A 17,890-nucleotide genomic window follows, 5' to 3' on the forward strand; every position below is an offset into this window, starting at 1 on the left:
GACAACATGATGGACGCCTTCGAACTCCCCAGCACCCTGGTCCAGGCCCTGCAGCGCCGCGCTGCCGAACAGCCGGAGCGCCTCGCCCTGCGCTTTCTCGAAGGCGAGGGCGACGGCGTGGTCATCAGCTACCGGGAGCTGGACCGGCGCGCCCGTGTGATCGCCGCTGCCCTGCAGGCGGAAGCGGAGTTCGGCGACCGCGCGGTGCTGCTGTTCGACAGCGGCCCGGATTACGTCGCGGCGTTCTTCGGCTGCCTCTACGCCGGCGTCATCGCCGTACCGGCCTACCCGCCGGAGTCCGCACGCCGCCATCACCAGCTGCGCCTGCTGTCGATCATCGACGACGCCGAGCCGGCCCTGGTGCTGACCAGCGCCGCCCTGCGCGAGCCCCTGCAGCAGATGAACCAGGATCTGGGCACTGCCGGCCCGGCACTGCTCTGCGTCGAGGACCTGCAGGACGAACTGGCCGACGCCTGGTGCGAGCCGGTGCTGGCCGCCGACGACATCGCCTTCCTGCAATACACCTCCGGCTCCACCTCGCTGCCCAAGGGCGTGCAGGTCAGCCACGGCAACCTGGTGGCCAACGAGCTGTTGATCCGCCGCGGCTTCGGCATCGGTGCCGATGACGTGATCGTCAGCTGGCTGCCGCTCTACCACGACATGGGCCTGATCGGCGGCCTGCTGCAACCCATCTTCAGCGGCGTGCCCTGCGTGCTCATGTCGCCGCGCTACTTCCTCGAACGCCCGGTGCGCTGGTTGGAGGCCATCGCCCAGTACGGCGGCACCGTCAGCGGCGGCCCCGATTTCGCCTACCGCCTGTGCTGCGAGCGGGTCAGCGCCGCGGCCCTGGCGCGGCTGGACCTCAGCGGCTGGCGCGTGGCCTTCTCCGGCTCCGAGCCGATCCGCCAGGACAGCCTCGAACGCTTCGCCGGCCAGTTCGCCGCCTGCGGCTTCTCCGCCGCCAGCTTCCTCGCCTGCTACGGCCTGGCCGAGGCGACCCTGTTCGTCACCGGCGGTGTGCGCGACCAGGGCATTCCTGCCCTCGGTGTGGACGGCGCCGCGCTAGCTCGGAACCGCATCGAGCCGGGCGCCGACAGCCTGCTGATGAGCTGCGGCTTCGGCCAGCCCGGGCACGCGGTGATGATCGTCGAGCCGGCCACCGGCGCCGCCCTCGGCGAAAACCAGGTGGGCGAGATCTGGGCCAGCGGCCCGAGCATCGCCCACGGCTACTGGCGCAACCCGGAAGCCACCGCCAAGGCCTTCGTCGACCGCGACGGCACCAGTTGGCTGCGCACCGGCGACCTGGGCTTCAAGCGCGACGGCGAGCTGTTCGTCAGCGGCCGCCTCAAGGACATGCTCATCGTCCGTGGCCACAACCTCTACCCGCAGGACATCGAGCGCACCGTCGAGACCGAGGTGGAGCTGGTACGCAAGGGCCGCGTCGCCGCCTTCGCCGTCGAACAGGACGGCGAGGAGGGCATCGGCATCGCCGTGGAGATCGGGCGCAGCGTGCAGAAGGCCCATGCGCCGGAAACCCTGATCCGCATGATCCGCCAGGCCGTGGCCGACGCCTGCCAGGAGGCGCCGCGCGTGGTGGTGCTGCTCAACCCCGGCGCGCTGCCCAAAACCTCCAGCGGCAAGCTGCAACGCTCCGCCTGCCGCAGTGGCCTGGAAGACGGCAGCCTCGACGCCTACGCCTGCTTCCCCGCCATCGACTCCAGTGCCGCGTCTGTCGCTCCGGCCGAAGCTGGTGAGTTGCAACAACGCATCGCTGCCCTCTGGGCCGAGCAATTGCAGGTGCCGGCAGTGAATGCCGACGACAGCTTCTTCCTGATTGGCGGCAACTCCATCGGCGCCGCCCAGGTCATGGCGCGCCTGCGCGACGAACTGGGCCTGGAGCTGGAACTGCGCCAGCTCTTCGAAGCCCGCTCCCTGGCCGAATTCACCGCCGCCGTGCAGGCCCAGCAGGCCAGCGGTGCACCGCGCCAGGGCGCCATCCCGCGCCTGCCGCGCAACCAGGACCTGCCGCAATCGCCGGCGCAGAACCGCCTCTGGTTCCTCTGGCAACTGGACCCGCAAAGCGCCGCCTACAACATCCCCGGCGGCCTGCGCCTGCGCGGCGAGCTGGACGAAGGCGCCGTGCTGCGCAGCTTCCAGCAACTGGTGCAGCGCCATGAAGCGCTGCGCACGCGCTTCCTCGAACGGGACGGCGTCGCCCTGCAACGCATCCTGCCGTCCCAGGAACTGAGCCTCTCGCGCCTCGACCTCAGCCACCTCGACGGCGCCGAGCGCGAGGCCCGCGCCGCCCAGTTGCGCGAAGAGGAGGCCCAGGTGCCCTTCGACCTGGAACAGGGCCCGCTGCTGCGCCTGACCCTGGTGCGCCTGGACGACGAACAGCACCAGCTGTGGCTGACCCTGCACCACATAGTCGCTGACGGCTGGTCGCTGAACCTGCTGCTGGACGAATTCTCCCGCCTCTACGGCGCCGCCTGCGGTGGCCCGGCGGCGGACCTGGCGCCCTTGCCCCTGGGCTACGCCGACTTCGCCGTCTGGCAGCGTCAGTGGCTGGCCGACGGCGAGGCCGAGCGCCAGCTGGCCTGGTGGCGCGAGCAACTGGGCGACGAGGCCCCGGCCCTGCAACTGCCCACCGACCGCCCGCGCGCCGCCCAGCGCAGCCACGCCGCCGCGCGCCACAGCCTGCGCCTCGACGACGACCTGGCCAAGGCCCTGCGCGGGCTGGCCCAGGCCGAGCATTCCACGCTGTTCATGGTGCTGCTGGCGGCCTTCCAGGGCCTGCTGTTCCGCCTCAGCGGGCAGGCGGACATCCGCATCGGCGTGCCCGGCGCCAACCGCCAGCGCCTGGAAACCCAGGGCCTTGTCGGCTTCTTCATCAACACCCTGGTACTGCGTGGCCAGCTCGATGGCCGCCGCACCTTCAGTGCACTGCTGGCCCAGGCCCGCGAAGCCACCCTTGGCGCCCAGGCGCACCAGGACCTGCCCTTCGACCGCCTGGTGGACGCCCTCGGCGGCGAGCCGTTCCAGGTCATGTTCAACCACCAGCAGCGCGACCTTTCGGCGCTGCGCCGCCTGCCGGGCCTGCTCGCCGACGAGCTGCCCTGGCACAGCCGCGAGGCCAAGTTCAACCTGCAACTGCACAGCGAGGAAGACGCCCGTGGCCGCCTGACCCTGGCCTTCGACTATGCCGCCGAGCTGTTCGATGCCGGCAGCGTGCGCCGCCTGGCCGAGCGCTTCGTCAGCCTGTTGCGCCAGGTGGCCGAGCAACCGTCACTGGCCCTGGGCGATATCCAGTTGCTGGACGAGGCCGAGCGCAGCCAGCTGGCCGGCTGGGCGCGTGCGCCGCAGCCCGTCGCCAGCCGCTGGCTGCCCGAGCTGCTGGAACGGCAGGCTGCCGCCGACTCGCAGCGCATCGTCCTCAGGTGGGCCGAGGGGCAGCTGGACAGCGCCACGCTGCACCGCCGCGCCAACCGCCTGGCCCATCGCCTGCAAGCCCTGGGCGTCGGCCCGGACGTGCCGGTGGCCATCGCCGCCGAGCGCTCGCCGGAACTGCTGGTCGGTCTGCTGGCCATCATCAAGGCCGGCGGTGCCTATGTGCCGCTGGATGTCGACTACCCGCGCGAACGCCTCGCCTACATGCTGCAGGACTGCGGCGCGCGCCTGCTGCTGACCCAGTCGCACCAGATCGAGCGCCTGCCCATCCACGAAGGCGTGCGCGTCATCGAGCTGGACCGGGAGGAGGGCGACTGGCCCGACAGCCCGCCGACCGCCGCCGTGCACGGCGACAACCTCGCCTACGTCATCTACACCTCCGGCTCCACCGGCCAGCCCAAGGGCGTCGGCAACACCCACGCCGCCCTGGCCGAACGCCTGGCCTGGATGCAGGCGCAGTACCGCCTGGATGCCAGCGACGTGCTGCTGCAAAAGGCACCGGTGAGCTTCGACGTCTCTGTCTGGGAATGCTTCTGGCCGCTGGTCACCGAGGCGCGCCTGGTCTTGGCCGCGCCCGGCGAGCACCGCGACCCGCGCCGCCTGGTGCAACTGGTGCGCGAATACGGCGTGACCACGCTGCACTTCGTGCCGCCGCTGCTGCAACTGTTCATCGAGGAGGAGGGGGTTGGCGAATGCACTTCCCTGCGCCGCCTGTTCTCCGGTGGCGAGGCGCTGCCCGCCGCCCTGCGCGACCGGGTGCTGCAGCGCCTGCCGGCGGTGCGTCTGGACAACCGCTACGGCCCCACCGAAACCGCCATCAACGTCACCCACTGGCAATGCCGCAATGATGACGGCGAGCGCTCGCCCATCGGCCAGCCCCTGGGCAATGTGCTCTGCCATGTGCTGGATGCCGAGCTCTCGGCCCTGCCGGTCGGCGTGCCGGGCGAGCTGTGCATCGGCGGCGCGGGTCTCGCCCGTGGTTACCTGGGCCGCGCGGCGCTGACCGCCGAACGCTTCGTGCCCGACCCCTTCGGGGAACCGGGCGCGCGCCTGTACCGCACCGGTGACCGCGCCCGCTGGGGCACCGACGGCGCGCTGGACTACCTCGGCCGCCTCGACAGCCAGGTGAAGCTGCGCGGCTTCCGCGTCGAGCCCGAGGAGATCCGCGCGCGCCTGCTGGCCCAGCCCGGCGTCGGCCAGGCCGTGGTGGTGCTGCGTGATGGCCCCGGCGGCCCACGCCTGGTGGGCTACTACTGCGCCAATGGCGCCAACGAAGAGGAAGCCCGGCAGACCGAGCGCCTGCTGCAGGCCCTGCGTGACGAGCTGCCGGAGTACATGGTGCCGGCGCAGCTGATGCGCCTGGAGGCACTGCCCGTCGGCCCCAGCGGCAAGCTGGACCGCCGCGCGCTGCCCGAGCCGGCCTGGCAGCAGGCCGAGCACCGCGAACCCGCCAGCGCACTGGAACAACGGGTCGCCGCCATCTGGCGCGAGGTGCTGGGCATCCAGCGCCTGGGCCTGGACGACGACTTCTTCGCCCTGGGCGGCCACTCGTTGCTGGCCACCCAGATCGTCTCCCGCACCCGCCAGGCCTGCGACGTCGAGCTGCCGCTGCGCGCGCTGTTCGAAGCCAGCACCCTGGAAGGCTTCTGTACCGAGGTGGCGCGCCTCCAGGCCAGCGGCCAGGTGGACAGCCAGGGCGTGATCGCCCATGTCGACCGCAGCCGCCCGGTGCCGCTGTCCTACTCCCAGCAGCGCATGTGGTTCCTCTGGCAGCTGGAGCCGGACAGCCCCGCTTATAACGTCGGCGGCCTGGCACGCCTCAGTGGCCCGCTGGATGTGGCCCGCTTCGAAGCCGCGCTGCAGGCCCTGGTGCAGCGCCACGAGACCCTGCGCACCACCTTCCCCAGCGAGAACGGCGTGGCCCGCCAGCAGGTGGCCGAGCAATCGTCCCTGGTGATGGGCTGGGAGGATTTCTCCGCCCTCGATGCCGACACCCGCCAGGCCCGCCTGCAGGCCCTGGCCGATGACGAGGCCCATCGGCCGTTCGACCTGGAAACCGGCCCGCTGCTGCGGGTGGTGATGGTCAAGGGCGGCGAGCGCGAGCACCACCTGGTGGTGACCTTGCACCACATCGTCACCGAAGGCTGGGCGATGGACATCTTCGCCCGTGAGCTGGGCGCGCTCTACGAGGCCTTCCTCGACGACCGCGAATCGCCCCTGGCGCCGTTGCCGGTGCAGTACCTCGACTACAGCGCCTGGCAGCGCCAATGGTTGGAAGCCGGCGAACGCCAGCGCCAGCTGGACTACTGGACGGCCCAGCTGGGCCACGAGCACCCGCTGCTGGAACTGCCGACGGACCGCCCACGCCCGCCGGCCCAGAGCCATCGCGGCGAGCTGTACCGCTTCGACCTGCCGGCTGCACTGGCCGAGCGCGTGCGCGCCTTCAACGCGGATAATGGCCTGACCCTGTTCATGACCATGACCGCCACCCTGGCTGTGCTGCTGCACCGCTACAGCGGCCAGCAGGACCTGCGCATCGGCGCGCCGGTGGCCAACCGCATCCGCCCGGAAAGCGAAGGGCTGATCGGCGCCTTCCTCAACACCCAGGTGCTGCGTTGCCAGCTCGACGGGCAGATGAGCGTCGCCGCGCTGCTGGAGCAGGTGCGCCACACCGTGATCGAGGGCCAGTCGCACCAGGACCTGCCCTTCGATCAGCTGGTCGAAGCCTTGCAGCCGCCGCGCAGCAGCGCCTACAACCCGCTGTTCCAGGTGATGTGCAACGTGCAGCGCTGGGAGTTCCAGCAGACCCGCGAGCTGGCCGGGATGAAGGTCGAGTACATCGCCAACGACGCCCGCGCCACCAAGTTCGACTTGAACCTGGAAGTCACCGACCTCGACCACCGCCTCGGCTGCTGCTTCACCTACAGCTCCGACCTGTTCGACGAGCCGCGCATCGCGCGCATGGCCACCCACCTGTGCAACCTGCTGGAAGCGCTGCTGGGCGACCCCGAACAGCGCCTCGCCGAACTGCCGCTGCTCAGCGACGACGAGCGCTTGGCACAGCTCGCCAACCTGGGCGAGGAGCCCGGCGAGCACCGCCTCGACGGCAGCATCCACCGCCTGTTCGCCGAGCAGGCCGCGCGCACGCCCAGGGCACCGGCGCTGACCTTCGCCGGCGAAACCCTCGACTACGCCACCCTGGACGCCCGCGCCAACCGCCTGGCTCACCTGCTGCGCGAGCGTGGCGTCGGCCCCGAGGTGCGCGTCGGCCTGGCCCTGGAGCGTTCGGCGGCGATGGTGGTCGGCCTGCTGGCCATCCTCAAGGCTGGCGGCGCCTACGTGCCGCTGGACCCGGAATACCCCACCGAACGCCTGCACTACATGATCGAGGACAGCGGCATCGTCCTGCTGCTGGGCCAGGCTGTGCTGTTCGACACCCTCGGTGAGCTGCCGGCCGGCGTCGGCCGCTGGTGCCTGGAGGAGGACGAGGCCGCGCTGGCCGGCTACCCCGCCCATGCACCGGTCGACCTCGCAATGCCGCAGCATCAGGCGTACCTCATCTACACCTCCGGCTCCACCGGCAAGCCCAAGGGCGTGGCCGTGAGCCACGGCGAGATCGCCATGCACTGCCAGGCGGTGATCCGTCGCTTCGGCATGCGTGCCGACGACTGCGAGCTGCACTTCTATTCCATCAACTTCGACGCCGCCAGCGAACGCCTGCTGACGCCGCTGCTGTGTGGCGCGCGCCTGGTGCTGCGGGCCCAAGGCCAGTGGGGCGCCGAGGATATCTGCCAGCTGATCCGCGAGCAGGGCGTGACCATCCTCGGCTTCACCCCCAGCTACGGCAGCCAGCTGGCCCAGTGGCTCGGCGCGCGGGGCGAGACCCTGCCGGTGCGCCTGGTGATCACCGGGGGCGAGGCGCTGACCGCCGAGCACCTGCAGCGCATCCGCGCGGGCTTCGCGCCCCAGGCCTTCTTCAACGCCTACGGCCCCACCGAGACGGTGGTGATGCCCCTGGCCGCCCTGGCCCCGGCGCAGCTGGAGGAGGGCGCCGCCAGCGTGCCCATCGGCCGCATGGTCGGCGCGCGGGTGGCCTGCATCCTCGACGCTGATCTGGCCCTGGTGCCGCCCGGTGCCATCGGCGAGCTCCATGTCGGCGGCGCCGGCCTCGCCCGTGGTTACCACCAGCGCCCGGGCCTCACCGCCGAACGCTTCGTGCCCAACCCCTTCGCCACCGATGGCGGGCGCCTGTACCGCACGGGCGATCTGGTGCGGCAGCGTGACGACGGCCAGCTGGAATACCTCGGCCGCATCGACCAGCAGGTGAAGGTGCGTGGCTTCCGCATCGAGCTGGGCGAGATCGAGGCGCGCCTGCTGGAACACCCGGCGGTGCGCGACACCGTGGTGCTGGCCCTGGACAGCCCCAGCGGCAAGCAGCTGGCCGGCTATATCGCCTGCGCGGCGGCGGAAGAGGGCAGCGATGCGCAACACGCGCTGCGCGAAACCCTCAAGGCGCACCTGCGTACCCAGTTGCCGGAGCACATGGTGCCCGCGCACCTGGTGCTGCTCGCCAGCCTGCCGCTGACCCCCAACGGCAAGCTCGACCGCCGCGCGCTGCCCGCGCCGGACCCGGAGCACAACCGCCAGCAGTACCTGGCACCGACCAGCGAGCTGGAGCAGAGCCTGGCGGCCATCTGGCGCGAGGTGCTCAACGTCGAGCAGGTCGGGCTCACCGACAACTTCTTCGAGCTGGGTGGCGACTCCATCCTCTCCATCCAGGTGGTCAGCCGTGCCCGCCAGCAGGGCATCCACTTCAGCCCGCGCGACCTGTTCCAGCACCAGACGGTGCAGACCCTGGCCGCCGTCGCCCGCCGCGAGGCGCTGACCCAGGTGGACCAGGGCCCGGTGACCGGCAGCATGCCGCTGACGCCCATCCAGCACTGGTTCTTCCAGCAGGCGCCGGAGAACGTCGCCCACTGGAATCAGTCGCTGCTGCTGGAAGCCGGCGAGCGCCTGGATGCGGGCCATCTGGAGCAAGCCCTGCAGTGCCTGGTGCAGCACCACGACGCCCTGCGCCTGTCCTTCAGCCGTGACGGCGACACCTGGCAGGCCGAGCACCGTGCACCCGCCAGCGAGGCCGACGGCCTGCTGTGGCAGGCGCAGGTGGATGATTTCGCCGAGGCCGACACCCTGCTGGCCGACGCCCAGCGCAGCCTCGACCTGGCCCAGGGCCCGCTGCTGCGCGCCTTGCTGCTGGACGGCCCGGATGGGCGCCAGAAGCTGCTGCTGGCCATTCACCACCTGGTGGTGGACGGCGTCTCCTGGCGCGTGCTGCTGGAAGACCTGCAAACCACCTATCGCCAGTTGCAGGCCGGGCAGACCCTGGCGCTGCCGGCGCGTACCAGCGCCTTCAAGGCCTGGGGCGAACGCCTGGCGGCCTATGCCGGCAGCGAGCCACTGCGCGAAGAACTGTGCTGGTGGCAGGCGCAGCTCGGCGGCGACGACGCGCCGCTGCCCTGCGACCGCGAGGCCGAGCAGGACCTGGAGCGTGATGCCCAGCGCATCACCCTGCGCCTGGACGCCGAGCGCACCCGCCAGCTGCTGCAGCAGGCGCCGGCCGCCTACCGCACCCGCGTCGACGACCTGCTGCTCACCGCCCTGGCCCGCGTGCTGTGCCGCTGGGCCGCGCGTGACTCGGTGTTGGTGCAACTGGAGGGCCATGGCCGCGAACCGCTGTTCGACGACATCGACCTCAGCCGCACCGTCGGCTGGTTCACCAGCGCCTATGCGCTGCGCCTGGCACCGGCCGAGGGGCTCGGCGCTGCCATCAAGGCGATCAAGGAACAGCTGCGCCAGGTGCCCCACAAGGGCCTGGGTTACGGCGTGCTGCGCCACCTGGCCGACCCGGCCACCCGCGCCGCCATGGCGGCGCTGCCGCCGGCGCGCATCACCTTCAACTACCTGGGCCAGTTCGACGGCAGCTTCGCCGAGGGCGCGCTGCTGCGCCCGCTGGAGGAGAGCGCCGGCCCGGCCCACGACGCCGACGCCACGCTGCCCAACTGGCTGAGCGTGGACGGCCAGGTGTTCGGCGGCGAGCTGCTGCTGAACTGGACCTACAGCCAGGCGCGCTACGACCGCGCCACGGTGCAGGGCCTCGGCGAAGCCTTCATCGCCGAGCTGCAGGCGCTCATCGCCCATTGCCTGGAGGAGGGCGCCGGTGGCCCGACGCCGTCGGACTTCCCCCTGGCGCACCTGAGCCAGGAGCAGATCGACCAGCTGCCGGTGCCGGCCGCCATCATCGACGACATCTACCCGCTCACGCCCATGCAGGAAGGCCTGCTGCTGCACACCCTGCTGGAGCCCGGCACCGGCATCTACTACATGCAGGACCGCTACCGCATCGACAGCGCGCTGGACGTGGAGCGCTTCACCCGCGCCTGGCGCGCCGTGGTGGCGCGGCACGAAGCGCTGCGCGCCTCCTTCGTGTGGAACGCCGGCGAAACCATGCTGCAGGTGATCCACAAGCCCGGCGCCACCGAAGTGGACGTGCTGGACTGGAGCGACCTCCCCGAAGACGGCCACGAGGCGCGCCTGCAAGCGCTGCACCGGACCGAGCGCGAGGCCGGCTTCGACCTGCTGCACCAGCCGCCCTTCCACCTGCGCCTGATCCGCCTGGGCGAGGCGCGCTACTGGTTCATGATGAGCAACCACCACATCCTCATCGACGCCTGGTGCCGTGGCTTGCTGATGAGCGACTTCTTCGAGGTCTACGCCGCCCTGGGCGAGGGTCGCGAGCCGCAGCTGCCATTGGCGCCGCGCTACCGCGACTACATCGGCTGGCTGCAACGCCAGGACCTGGGCCAGGCCCGCGCCTGGTGGCAGGGCAACCTGGCGGGCTTCGAGCGTACCACCCACCTGCCCAGCGACCGGCCGATCCTCCGCGAGCACGCCAACGACAGCGGCGGCATGCAGGTGGGCGACCGCATCACCCGCCTGGACGCCGCCGACGGCGCCCACCTGCGGGAACTGGCGCAGCGTCACCAGCTCACCGTCAACACCCTGGCCCAGGCGGCCTGGGCCCTGGTGCTGGCGCGCTACAGCGGCGAGCGCGACCTGGTCTTCGGCGTCACCGTGGCCGGGCGCCCGGTGGGCATGCCGGAGATGCAGCGCACCGTCGGCCTGTTCATCAACAGCATCGCCTTGCGGGTGAAGCTGCCCGCACCGGGCCAGCGCCTGGGCGTGCGTGACTGGCTGCAGGGGCTGCTGGCCAGCAACCTGGAGCTGCGCGAGCACGAGTACCTGCCGCTGGTGGCCATCCAGGAATGCAGCGAGCTGCCCAAGGGCCAGCCGCTGTTCGACAGCCTCTTCGTGTTCGAGAACGCGCCGGTGGAAGTCGCGGTGCTGGACCGTGCGCAGAGCCTCTCCGCCAGCTCGGATTCCGGCCGCACCCACACCAACTTCCCGCTCACCGTGGTCTGCTACCCGGGGGATGACCTGGGCTTGCACCTGTCCTATGACCAGCGCTACTTCGAGGAAGCGACCATCGACCGCCTGCTGGGCGAGTTCAAGCGCCTGCTGCTGGCCCTGGGCGAGCGCATCGAAGGCGACATGAGCGAGCTGCCGCTGCTGGGGGATGCCGAGCGCGAGCTGCTGCTCAACGGCGTCAACGACAGTGCCCGCGACTACCCGCTGGAGCAGGGCTACGTGCGCCTGTTCGAGGCCCGCGTCGCCGCGCACCCGCAGCGCATCGCCGCCCGCTGCCTCGACCGCCAGTGGAGCTACGCCGAGCTGAACCGCCACGCCAACCGCCTGGGCCATGCCCTGGGCACCGCCGGCGTCGGCCTCGACCAGCCGGTGGCACTGCTCGGCGAACGCGGGCTCGACCTGCTGGGCATGATGGTCGGCACCTTCAAGGCCGGCGCCGGCTACCTGCCGCTGGACCCGGCGCTGCCCACCCCGCGCCTGACGCGCATCCTCGAACTCAGCCGTGCCCCGGCGCTGGTGGCCACCCGTGCCTGCCGCGACCAGGCCATGCTGCTGCTGGAGGAGCTCGGCTGCGGCCAGCGTCCGCGCCTGCTGGTGTGGGAGGACGTGCTGCAAGGCGCCTGGCCGGAGCAGGACCCGGGTATCCACAGCGGTCCGGGCAATCTCGCCTACGTGATCTACACCTCCGGCTCCACCGGCCTGCCCAAGGGCGTGATGGTCGAGCAGGCCGGCATGCTCAACAACCAGCTGAGCAAGGTGCCGTACCTGGCGCTGACCGAGGCGGACGTGATCGCCCAGACGGCCTCGCAGAGCTTCGACATCTCGGTCTGGCAGTTCCTCGCCGCGCCCTTGTTCGGTGGCTGCGTCGACATCGTTCCCAACGCCATCGCCCACGACCCGCAGGCGCTGCTGGCCCATGTGCGCGAGCGCGGCATCACGGTGCTGGAGAGCGTGCCGTCGCTGATCCAGGGCATGCTCGCCGAAGACCGCGCCGTGCTCGGCGCCCTGCGCTGGATGCTGCCCACCGGCGAAGCCATGCCGCCGGAGCTGGCGCGCCAGTGGCTGGAGCGCTACCCGCAGGTGGGGCTGGTCAACGCCTACGGCCCGGCCGAGTGCTCGGACGATGTGGCCTTCTTCCGCGTCGATGCGGAGTCCACCGAAGGCGCCTACCTGCCCATCGGCAGCCCCACCGACAACAACCGCCTGTACTTGCTCGACGACACCTTCGAACTGGCGCCCCTGGGCGCCGTGGGCGAACTCTGCGTCGCCGGCACCGGCGTCGGCCGCGGCTATGTCGGCGACCCGCTGCGCACCGCCCAGGCCTTCGTGCCCAACCCCTTCGGCGCGCCGGGCGAGCGCTTGTACCGCACCGGCGACCTGGCCCGCCGCCGCGCCGATGGCGTGCTGGAGTACGTCGGCCGCGTCGACCACCAGGTGAAGATCCGTGGCTACCGCATCGAGCTGGGCGAGATCGAAGCCCGCCTGTTCGAGCGGCAGGACGTGCGCGATGCCGCCGTCAGCGTGCAGGAAGGCCCCACCGGCAAGTACCTGGTGGGCTACCTGGTGCCGCGCGAGGCCGAGCGCTTCGCCCGCGCCGCCTCGCCGGCCAGCCGCCTGGCGGAAGAGGGCGCCTGGTTCGAGGCCATCAAGCAGCAGCTGCGCGGCGACCTGCCGGACTACATGGTGCCGCTGCACTGGCTCGTGCTCGAGCGCCTGCCGCTGAACGCCAACGGCAAGCTCGACCGCAAGGCCCTGCCGCCCCTGGAATTCGGCCCGCTGCAAACCCAGGACTACCTGGCCCCGCGCAACGAGCTGGAAGCCACCCTGGCCGGCATCTGGGCCGAGGTGCTCAAGGCCGAGCGGGTCGGCGTGCGCGACAACTTCTTCGAACTCGGAGGGCACTCCCTGCTCGCCACCCAGATCGCCTCCCGCGTGCAGAAGACCCTGCAACGCAACGTGCCCCTGCGGGCCATGTTCGAGTGCAGCACGGTGGAGGAGCTGGCGAGCTACATCGAGTCGCTGGAAGGCAGCGTCGTCACCGAGGAGAAGGCCGCACGGCTGGAGGACTTGATGGCCAGGCTGGAGATGCTGTAACGGCAGCAGGGCAGGCGGAGCGGGGAGGGCTCCGCGTGCGTCGGCAGCATGGGGTGGCGCAGCGGCATTTCACCCAATCCCTGAACGCACGCACATAAAGGCCTGAAAAACCTACTTAAGTAGAACCCGCCGCCGCCGATACCAGAGGACGGCCCAGCGTTCGTGTCCGGTCCATTGCCGACCGGACGCCGACAACGCCTGTGGCCACCTCATGTATCTGCACCTTTTTGAGCGAGTTCCTCCATGCGAACCCTGAAATTCAGCCACAAGATCATGGTGGCAGCCTCCCTGGTGGTGATCGCTGCCTTCGCGTCCTTCGCGCTGTACAACGATTACCTGCAGCGGAACGCCATCCGCCAGAACCTTGCCAACTACCTCAACGATGTCGGCCAGGTCTCCACGGGCAACATCCAGCACTGGCTGGTGGGCCGCATGCAATTGCTGGAGAACCTGGCCGAATCCATCGAGGACGACGCCAGCGAGGCTGCCTTGGCCAAGAGCCTGCAGCACCGCAGCATCGCCGCCGCCTTCCTCTATGCGTACTACGGCCAGGCGAGCGGCACCTACACCCAGTTCCCGCCCAGCGAACTACCCGCCGGCTACGACCCGCGCCAGCGGCCCTGGTACAAGAAGGCGGCGCAGACCAGCGGCCCCGGCCTGACCGAGCCCTACCTGGCCGCCGACCCGCGCGACGGCCTGCTGATCACCATCACCCGCCCGGTGAGCGCCTCGGGTGCCCTGCAGGGCGTCGTCGGCGGTGACCTCAAGCTGAAGACGGTCGACGAGATCCTCAACTCCTTCGACCTGGGCGGCATGGGCTACGCCTTCCTGGTGGACGACAAGGGCACGGTGCTGGTCCACCCCGACCAGCAGCTGGTCCTGAAGAAGCTGCCGGACCTGTTCGCCGGCACCGCGCCGCGCCTGGAGTCCGCCCTGCAGAGCGTGAGCGACCGCAACGGCGAGGCGCGGATCGTGACCTTCCTGCCGGTGGAAGGGCTGACCGGGGTGCGCTGGTACGTGGGCCTGTCCGTCGACGAATCCAAGGCCTTCGCCGCCCTGCAGGAGTTCCGTGTATCCGCGCTGATGTCCACCATCATCGGCGTGGTCGCCATCCTCCTGCTGCTGGGCGGGCTGATCCGCATCCTGCTGCGCCCGCTGCACGTGATGAGCCACGCCATGAGCGGCATCGCCGAGGGCGAGGGCGACCTGACCCAGCGCTTGTCGATCGACTCCCGTGACGAGTTCGGCGAGCTGGCCGATGCCTTCAACCGCTTCGTCGAGCGCATCCACAAATCCATCCGCGAAGTGGCCTCCGCCACGCGCGAGGTGCACGAGCGGGTGAGCACCGTGGTACAGGCGTCGAACGCCTCCATGACCAACTCCAGCGAGCAGGCCGCCCGCACCGACAGCGTGGCCGCCGCCATCAACGAACTGGGCGCTGCCGCCCAGGAGATCGCCCGCAACGCCGCCGACGCTTCGGAGCAGGCCAGCGACGCCCGCCGCGACGCCGAGGAAGGGCAGGGCATGGTCGAGCGCACCCTGGTGGCGATGGGCGAGCTGTCGGAGAAGATCCAGGCGTCCAGCAACCACATCGAAGTGCTCAGCCAGAAGAGCAACGACATCGGCCAGATCCTCGACGTGATCAAGGGCATCTCCGAGCAGACCAACCTGCTGGCACTCAACGCCGCCATCGAAGCCGCCCGCGCCGGCGAGGCGGGACGCGGCTTCGCCGTGGTGGCCGACGAAGTGCGCAACCTGGCCCAGCGCACCCAGAGCTCGGCGCTGGAGATCCAGCAGATGATCGAGCAGCTGCAGACCGGCGCCCGCGAGGCCGTGGCGACCATGGGCGAAAGCCGCCACTTCAGCGACGACAGCGTGCGCATCGGCGGCCAGGCCGGCGAGAACCTGCGCGGCGTGACCCGCCGCATCGGCGAGATCGACGGCATGAACCAGTCCGTGGCCACCGCCACCGAGGAACAGACCTCGGTAATCGAAAGCCTGAACATGGACATCACCGAGATCAACGTCCTCAACCAGGACGGCGTGCACAACCTGCAGGCGAGCCTGAAGGCCTGTACCGAGCTGGATCAGCAGGTCAGCCGGCTGAAGCAACTGGTGGATACGTTCAGGATTTGATGGGGTGGTCCTGGCCCGGTGAACGGGCAGTGGATCGACTCTTAGCAAATGAAACAGCCCGCCTGATGGCGGGCTGTTTTTTGGGGTAGATGGGCTCGGCCGACATCAAGGAGCTGTGTACATGCATGACATCACCGATACCAAATCCGTAATAGGAGAAGCGGAACGATTGCTGGAGGAGGGGGACCCTCAGGTGGCACGCTCGATCCTCGCTCCCTATGTCGCGCAGCGAGTACCCGCGGCGCTGTTTCTCTATGCGTCGGTCAGTGCTCCCGGGGAGGGCACCGAGGCGTTCGAACGCAGAAGCTTCGAGATGCTCAGTGAGGCGGCTGAGCTAGGCCACGTCCCCGCAATCACTGCCTTGGCGAAGTGCTTCGATATAGGGGATCGGGTTGAGCAGGATTGCCAGCGGGCAGCCATCCTGTTCGAGCAGGCTGCTGCCTGCGGCCACCCGCAGGCGAAGCTCTATCACGGGTTGAATCTGTTCTACGGGTCGAATGGCATCAGGGCAGACCGGAAAGAGGCCATACGACTGCTACGAGAGGCTGAGGCTGAAGGTGTTCAAGACGAGCGGACAGCACTCAGATGAAGGTGCGCCGTAGTCGGTCGCAATGCGAGGAGTGATATGCGAATAGACGTTGAGCGTGACGCCTTGCCGCTGAAGGCTTACGACAGTTTCGAGCAAAGCATCGCCGCTGTCGGCAGGCAGGGGCAGGACGTGCTCGATCGCTGCATCAATCGAAGCCTTTGGAGAGCGCATCACTACAACGGGCGAGAACTGTTGGTCGAAACGGATGGCGGACGTTTCCTGCATGTCCATTGTCACGCGGGAAAAGTCGTGTGGCAGGTGCTGGAGTCGGGACCCGTTGACCTTGAGCCTTGCTTGCTGGATGAGTCGATCATGTTCAGATTTCCAAGCGGCGAGGAGGTTGCGTGGCACTGGCGGGAAACTCTGGACAGTTTTCGTGGAAGGCCATTCGCCCTTGCCGTGAGTGATGCGCTGCTGTTCATGTTCTGGCGCGACGGCCCTGAATATCTTTTCAGCTGTTATCGGTCGGAGAGCGACCTTTACCTGGTGCTGGGTGAGTGCTGAGCAGATGGGCCCACGCTGTTCAGGCAACTGAGGAATGTTTTCCTCCGGCGCAGCATGGAACCTGATTCGCCCCCACGTGGGTCGAGGGCGGGGGCCTTCTGCGACCAGGTACTGAAGAAGGCAACGGCTCATCTGCTCACGCGCGCGCCGTGGTCCGATTTTTCTATGCCTTGTTTCGAGAGGCTGGAAGGCGTTTCCCGGTGCCCAAGGCTATCTGGCATCACCCAGCCACTTCCGCTCCAGCTCCAGCAGCCGTCCATCCGCCCGCATCTTCTCCAGCGCCTGCTGCCAGCGGGCGACGATGCTGGCGTCGGTCTGCCGGGAGAAGGCGATGTAGCTACCCTGGTGCATCACCGGCGCGGCGTAGCGCAGTTGCTCGGGGGAGAGGCCTTCCTCGCGGGCCAGGGTGCCGACGCTGAGGGTGTCGGCGGCCACCAGGTCGGTTCGGCCCAGGCGCAGCAGGCGCATCATCTGTTCGGGCGTGTCGACGCCGTAGAGGTTGGCGAAGCCCATCTCCTGCAGGCGGCGATAGACCAGCCACTTGCGCGGGGCGGCGATGCGTTGCACCTTGCGCGCCTCGTCCAGGCTGGTGATGGCGGGGGTGTGGTCGGCGTGGGCGTAGAGTGCGGTCTCGACCTCCAGCAGCGGACCGACCAGTTGGTAGTCGGCCTCGCGCTCCGGGGTGCGCAGGATGGTGAAGACGGCCACGTCCGGGGTCTCGCGGGCGATCACCAGGGCACGCAGCAGTGGCAGGCGCTCCAGCTTGATGTTGTCGCCGGTCTCCCGGGCGATCGCGTGCAGCAGGTCGACGTCGAAGCCCACCAGCTCGCCATCGCGCTCGAAATGCAGGGGCGGGTGGTCGTCGGTGAGCAGGCGCAGTTCGGCGGCGCCTGCGGCCTGGATGGCGAGCATGGCACCGAGCAGCAAGCGGGTGAAAAGCCCTTTCATGAGGCGGTCTCGAAAACTCTCGGATTGAGCGTAGCCGGGCGGCGCGTTATCGGACGCGATGGAGCACCAGGCTGCCGAGGTCGATCAGGCGGCCAGGCTCGTAGCGCTCGATCACCAGCTTCTCATCCCAGCGTTTTTTCCTGAACGCATCCGGCTCGTGGGTCACGGTCAGCAGGTTGCCCTTGAGGGTGAAGCGCAGGGTCGCCTGGACGCGGTCGCGCACCTCCATGCCCTTGCGGTCCATGCGCACGGTGCTGGAACCGAATACCCAGTAGCCACGCAGGGGCGAGGCGAAGTCCAGGTCCGACCAAGTGCCTTGCAGGTCGGCCAGGGTCATCAGCGGGGGATTGGCCTGCTCGGCCGCCGCGTAGCTCGCCTCGGTGTCGTCTTGCGGCGCGGCATTCGCGGCGGGGCGCTCGGCGCTGCCGGGAGCCGGTGCCGGGGCGGGGGTCTCGTGGGCGATCTCTTCCTGGTTTCCCGGGATGCCGCAGGGGCGATCGGAAAACTGGGTGGCGCCGTTGGCGGCCTTGCATTTGAAGATGGCGGCGGATGCAGGTGCGGTGGGTGTGAAGAGCAGGGCGCAGGCGAGCAGGGCGGAAACGAGGGGCGGGCGCATCGAACATCCTTGTGACGGGGCCGGGATGGCGCTGGAGTCTATCCATTGTCCCGGGGCGACGACAGCCTCCT

The 17,890-nt window shown here is 69.7% G+C and carries 6 protein-coding genes and 1 pseudogene; 5 read left to right on the forward strand and 2 right to left on the reverse strand.

Annotation, left to right across the window (positions count from 1 at the left end; genetic code table 11):
* Positions 1-6 precede the first annotated feature (6 nt).
* From ACYJSS_RS01860 to ACYJSS_RS01880, 5 genes and pseudogenes are all read left to right on the forward strand, one after another.
* Positions 7-13,026 carry a non-ribosomal peptide synthetase gene (locus ACYJSS_RS01860; RefSeq protein WP_236205963.1) on the forward strand — a complete coding sequence of 4,340 codons (13,020 nt, stop codon included), beginning with the start codon at positions 7-9 and terminating at the stop codon, positions 13,024-13,026.
* Between the two features lie 273 nt (positions 13,027-13,299).
* A pseudogene (locus tag ACYJSS_RS01865) lies at positions 13,300-14,304 on the forward strand (HAMP domain-containing protein); the annotation flags it as partial.
* Positions 14,305-14,397: 93 nt separating this feature from the next.
* Complete coding sequence (locus ACYJSS_RS01870; RefSeq protein WP_371320986.1) at positions 14,398-15,162, forward strand: methyl-accepting chemotaxis protein; 765 nt, start codon at positions 14,398-14,400, stop codon at positions 15,160-15,162.
* 121 nt (positions 15,163-15,283) lie between these two features.
* Entirely contained in the window at positions 15,284-15,751 is a 468-nt protein-coding gene (locus ACYJSS_RS01875; protein ID WP_236205961.1) for a tetratricopeptide repeat protein, read from the forward strand.
* A gap of 36 nt (positions 15,752-15,787) precedes the next feature.
* Entirely contained in the window at positions 15,788-16,255 is a 468-nt protein-coding gene (locus ACYJSS_RS01880; protein ID WP_236205960.1) for a hypothetical protein, read from the forward strand.
* Positions 16,256-16,465: 210 nt separating this feature from the next.
* On the opposite strand, the gene ACYJSS_RS01885 is transcribed toward ACYJSS_RS01880, so the two are convergent.
* Both ACYJSS_RS01885 and ACYJSS_RS01890 read right to left on the reverse strand, forming a co-directional pair.
* Positions 16,466-17,203: a substrate-binding periplasmic protein gene (locus ACYJSS_RS01885; RefSeq protein ID WP_236205959.1), complete on the reverse strand. Its 738-nt coding sequence runs from the start codon at positions 17,201-17,203 to the stop codon at positions 16,466-16,468.
* A gap of 46 nt (positions 17,204-17,249) precedes the next feature.
* A complete protein-coding gene (locus ACYJSS_RS01890; RefSeq protein WP_236205958.1) occupies positions 17,250-17,819 on the reverse strand; it encodes a DUF4124 domain-containing protein in 570 nt (189 codons plus the stop codon).
* Positions 17,820-17,890 lie beyond the last annotated feature (71 nt).

This window comes from Pseudomonas sp. No.21, assembly GCF_054558415.1.